The organism is Amycolatopsis sp. SID8362 (assembly GCF_010550475.1).
GTDB classification, from domain to species: domain Bacteria; phylum Actinomycetota; class Actinomycetes; order Mycobacteriales; family Pseudonocardiaceae; genus Amycolatopsis; species Amycolatopsis eburnea.
In genome coordinates this window covers 1-4238 of the sequence record NZ_JAAGNB010000147.1, presented here as the reverse complement: position 1 = coordinate 4238, position 4238 = coordinate 1, and the positions used below count along the sequence as shown (strand labels likewise).

The window sequence follows — 4238 nt, the reverse complement described above, 5'->3', positions numbered from 1 at the left end:
ACCGGGCGGCAGGTCGAGCGGCACCGCGAACCGCCCGCCGCCGGTGGCCGGGTCCGGGGTGAACACCCCGCCCTGTCCCCGGACCGGTGCCGGCCGGGTCGCCTCCCCCGTGCTCGACCGGAGCACAACCATGGTGATCTCCCCGCATGGATCCGTGACTTCCGGAGGGCCAAGTGGGTGAGCCCGGCGCGCCAGATACGTCGTCACCCGTTTGCCACGGTCGTTACCCATTCGAGACGTCCGTGTCGTATTCCAGTGGCGGCCCACGGGTCTTTCCCGGGTGCCATCAGTGATCAATGGCGGAGGGTGGACCCGATGGTCGTCAAGTTCGTCCGGGACGAGGGCGCGGAAGTGGCGGCGGAGGACGCGAGCACGCTGAACGAGCTCCCGACCCCGCCGAGGCAGTTGCTCGACCGGCACGGCGCACGCGTGCTGGACCCGGCGACCGCGGTCGTCGCCGCCGGGCAGCCGGTGCCGCGCACGACGGTGTACCGGCCCGGCACGTTCCTGCTGCCCAACCGGTACCTGCGCGACCCGGAGGCACTGGCCGCGATCAACCGCGTGCTCGCGCGCATCGGCGTCTACGCGACCCCGGCCGACGGCGGCGGCGACGGCCAGGAGTACGCGCGCGTCCGTGAACTCGGCGACGTGCCGGTCCGCGCGCTGCTGCAGGTCCGCGAGGACTCCGACCCGGTCGTCGTCGACTGCTGGAAGGCGCTGCAGCTGCTGCGCGCCGCCGCGTCGGGCGAGAAGCCCGAGATCGACCCCGAGATCGTCAAGGAGATGTCCGTCGAGCACCTGCTCTTCACGTCGCCGGTGTTCGGCGGGGTCCCGTGGGAGACCAGCGGGCTCGGCGGCACGCCGTGGGAGACCAGCGGGTTCGGCGCGGGCAGCTCGTACGGGCGCACCCACGGCGCCAACCGGATCCCGGTGACGCTGGCCGCCGAACCGCCGTACCGCAGCCGCAAGCCCGCGCACCGCCGTCCGGTGATCGCCGTGCTCGACACCGGCATCGGCCCGCACCCGTGGTTCGGGCTGGCCGACCGCTCCGGCCCGCCGGCCCCCGGCTCCGGGCTCGCCGTCGCGCCGGAGATCCAGGCGGCGATCCTGCAGGCCGAGATCGACGCCGGGACCACCGTCCCGACGCAGCTGCTCACCGACTACTGGGACGCGCCGACGACCGGCCAGCCGCTGATCGGCGACATCGACACCGACACCGGGCACGGCCTGTTCATCGCCGGCATCATCCGGCAGGCCTGCCCCGAAGCCGACACGCTCGCGATCCGCGTCGTGCACAGCGACGGCGTCGCGTACGAGGGCGACGTGCTGCTCGCGCTGCACCTGCTCGCCGACCGCGTCCGCAACGCGCAGGCGAACAACCGGCCGCAGGACCTGGTCGACATCGTCTCGATCTCGATGGGCTACTACGTCGAGGACCCGGCGGACGTCGCGTTCACCGGCCAGTTCGGCTCGGTCATCGCCGAGCTGCTCGGCCTCGGCGTGCTGGTCGTCGCGGCCGCGGGCAACGACGCCACGACCCGCCGCTTCTACCCGGCGGCCTTCGCCGACCAGCCGCTCGGCCCGGGCTGCGGCCCGCAGGTGATCAGCGTGGGCGCGCTCAACCCCGACGTCACCACGAGCAAGGCGCTGTTCTCCAACGAGGGCCCGTGGGTGCGCTGCTGGGCGACCGGCGCCGGCGTGGTCAGCACCTACCCGACCGACGTCCGCGGCACCGCCGCCGCCGACCACCAGGTGCCCGACCACGGCCGCAACTCCTTCGACCCCGACGACTACAGCGCCGGCTTCGCGGTCTGGGACGGGACGTCGTTCGCCGCCCCGCTCGCCGCGGCCGAGATCGGCAAGGCGCTGCTGCTGCACTCCGGGGATCTGGCCACGGTCGACCGCGAAACGGTCGTCAAGCGGGCCTGGTCCGCGCTGGGTTCGCTGTGAACGTGGCCAAGACCGACCACAGCCGGGTAGCGGCACTGTTCGACGCCGCGCGGGAAGGCGACCGCGCGGCGCTGGACGAACTGGTTTCCCTGCTCACGCCGCTGCTCTGGCAGGTGGCGCGCGATCAGGGGCTGGACGCCGATCAGGCGGGCGACGTCGTGCAGACGGCGTGGCTGCGCCTGCTCGGTTCGTTCGCGGAGATCCGCTCGCCGGTCGCGCTGACCGGCTGGCTGATCACCGTGACCAAGCGGGAGGCCTGGCGGACTGGGGAAAAACGCCAGGTCGAGCGGCCGCTTCCGGAGCTTCCGGAGCGGCTCGCCGAAGCGTCACCGGCACCCGAGGAGGGGGTGCTGCGCGACGACCAGCGCGTGCGGCTCTGGCGCGCGGTCGACAACCTGCCCGAACGCTGCCGCAGCCTGCTGCGGATCGTGGCGTTCGTGCACCGGCCGGATTACGCCGAAGTGGGCGCCCGGCTGGGAATGCCGAGGGGGAGTATCGGCCCGACCAGGGGACGCTGCCTCGCGCGCCTGCGCGAGCAGCTACTCGCCAACGGCGAAGGAGATTGGCTGTGACCACCGTCGAACCACCAGGCGCGAACGAGCCGCTGGACGAGCTCGACTTCCGGCTCCTCGCCGGCGTGCGCGAGCTGTGGGAAGACGCCGACCCGATGCCCGCCACGCTGGTGGAGCAGATCCGCTTCGCCATCGCGCTGGAGGACGTCGACCTCGAAGTGATGCGCATCCGCGAGCAGGAGGGCCTCGCCGTCACGCGAAGCGCCGCCGAGCAGGGACGGCTCATCACTTTCGACAGCGAAAGCCTGACGATCATGGTGAACGTGAGCCCCGAAGCGACGGGCACGATCCGGCTCGACGGGTGGCTGACCCCGCCCGCCGAGCACCCGATCGAGGTCCGGACGGCGAATGGCCCGTTGACGACCACGTCGGACGCCGAGGGGCGTTTCGCGGTGAGCGGGGTCGCGCACGGGATGGTGCAGGTGCTGGTGCGCACGCTCGGGAGGTCGAGGACGGTGAGCACACCGGCCATCGAGCTTTGAGCGTGGTTGCGGTGTCTTGAATGACTCATTCATGTCGTCTGGTGACATGAATGAGTCATTCACGTCGTTTGGCGGCCCGGGTTCGCCGCGCCGGGCCGCGCTGTCGAGCCCAGCCCGCCCACCCACGTCATGAAAGGGTCGTTCATCGCGTCCGGTGACATGAAAGAGTCGTTCATGGCGGCGGGCAGCACACCGGATATCGCGCTGTCGCGTGAAAAAGTGCCCTCCTGGCAAGAACTCCCGCACCTCCCTGACCCGGAGGTACGATCCGGGTCGTCCTTCTCGGCCGAGGGGGACGGCTCCGGCCGGGAGGGCAGCCTGTGGTCGCGTCGCCGAGGGCGGAAGACCGGGTGCGCGACCTGCATCGGCGTGCGGTCGCGGCGACCAACAACGGCCAGCCCGTGGTCGGTGGGCGCCTGATCCGGTCCGCCGCGCGGCTTCTCGGCCTGCCCGCCACCGCGCCGCCGCCCGGGTGGCCGGCCTGGACCGACCTCGCCACGCGCGTGCTCGGGACGTACGCGGCCGTCGAGACCGCGCTGGGCAACAGCGCGCGCGGGCTCGCCCTGCTCGATGAGGCCGACGTCCTCGTTTCCGAGGCCGGGCGCGGGATCCTGCGGCAGCAGCGCGGTCTCGTGTTCATCCTCATCGGACGGATGGACGAGGCCCTCACCTGCTTCGACGAGGCGATCCCGCTGCTGCGGCAGGCCGGCGAGTTCGTCGTGCTCGCCCGGACGCTGCTCAACCGCGCGATGCTGCACCAGTACGCCGGTCGCGTGCGGCTCGCGCTCGCCGATCTCGACCAGTGCGAGCAGATCGGGGCCGGGCAGCCCGAAGAAGAGGGCCTGGCCCGGATCTTCGCGAAAGCCGCGCACGGGCGCGGGCAGGCGCGAGTGCTGACCGGCGACATCCCCGGTGCGCTGCGCGATTTCGACGCGGCGAGCGGGTTCTACGCCGAGCAGAGCGTCGGGATGCTGCCTGTGCTGGCCGTCGACAAGGCGCGGGCGCTGCTCGCCGCCGGGCTGCCGCAGGAAGCCGCCGCCGAGCTGGATGCCGCGCTGGAGCAGTTCCCGCGGTCGCGGATGAACCAGGAGCACGCCGAGGCCGAACTCACGCGCGCGCTCGCCGCGCTGGCGAGTGGTGACCCCGCGACCGCGCGCAGCTGGGCCGGGCGCGCGGAACGGCGGTTTCGCCGTCGGGGCAACGAAACCTGGGCCGCGGTCGCGCAGCTGACCGC

The 4238-nt window shown here is 72.5% G+C and carries 3 protein-coding genes and 1 pseudogene; all 4 read left to right on the top strand.

The window, feature by feature from the left end:
- Window positions 1-315 precede the first annotated feature (315 nt).
- Window positions 316-1950: a S8 family serine peptidase gene (locus G3I65_RS05690; RefSeq protein WP_160695165.1), complete on the top strand. Its 1635-nt coding sequence runs from the start codon at window positions 316-318 to the stop codon at window positions 1948-1950.
- Window positions 1947-2522 carry an RNA polymerase sigma factor gene (locus G3I65_RS05685; protein ID WP_125308147.1) on the top strand — a complete coding sequence of 192 codons (576 nt, stop codon included), beginning with the start codon at window positions 1947-1949 and terminating at the stop codon, window positions 2520-2522. The genes G3I65_RS05690 and G3I65_RS05685 overlap by 4 nt, the downstream gene beginning before the upstream one ends.
- The gene (locus G3I65_RS05680) at window positions 2519-3004 is read left to right on the top strand and encodes a hypothetical protein (RefSeq protein ID WP_160695164.1); all 486 of its coding nucleotides are present in this window, start codon (window positions 2519-2521) and stop codon (window positions 3002-3004) included. The genes G3I65_RS05685 and G3I65_RS05680 overlap by 4 nt, the downstream gene beginning before the upstream one ends.
- A gap of 350 nt (window positions 3005-3354) precedes the next feature.
- Window positions 3355-4238: pseudogene (locus G3I65_RS05675) on the top strand (CHAT domain-containing protein); the annotation flags it as partial.

Excerpts from the sequence above, each read along its gene's own strand:
- G3I65_RS05690 (WP_160695165.1), top strand. The coding sequence starts at position 316 with ATGGTCGTCAAGTTCGTCCGGGACGAGGGCGCGGAAGTGGCGGCGGAG.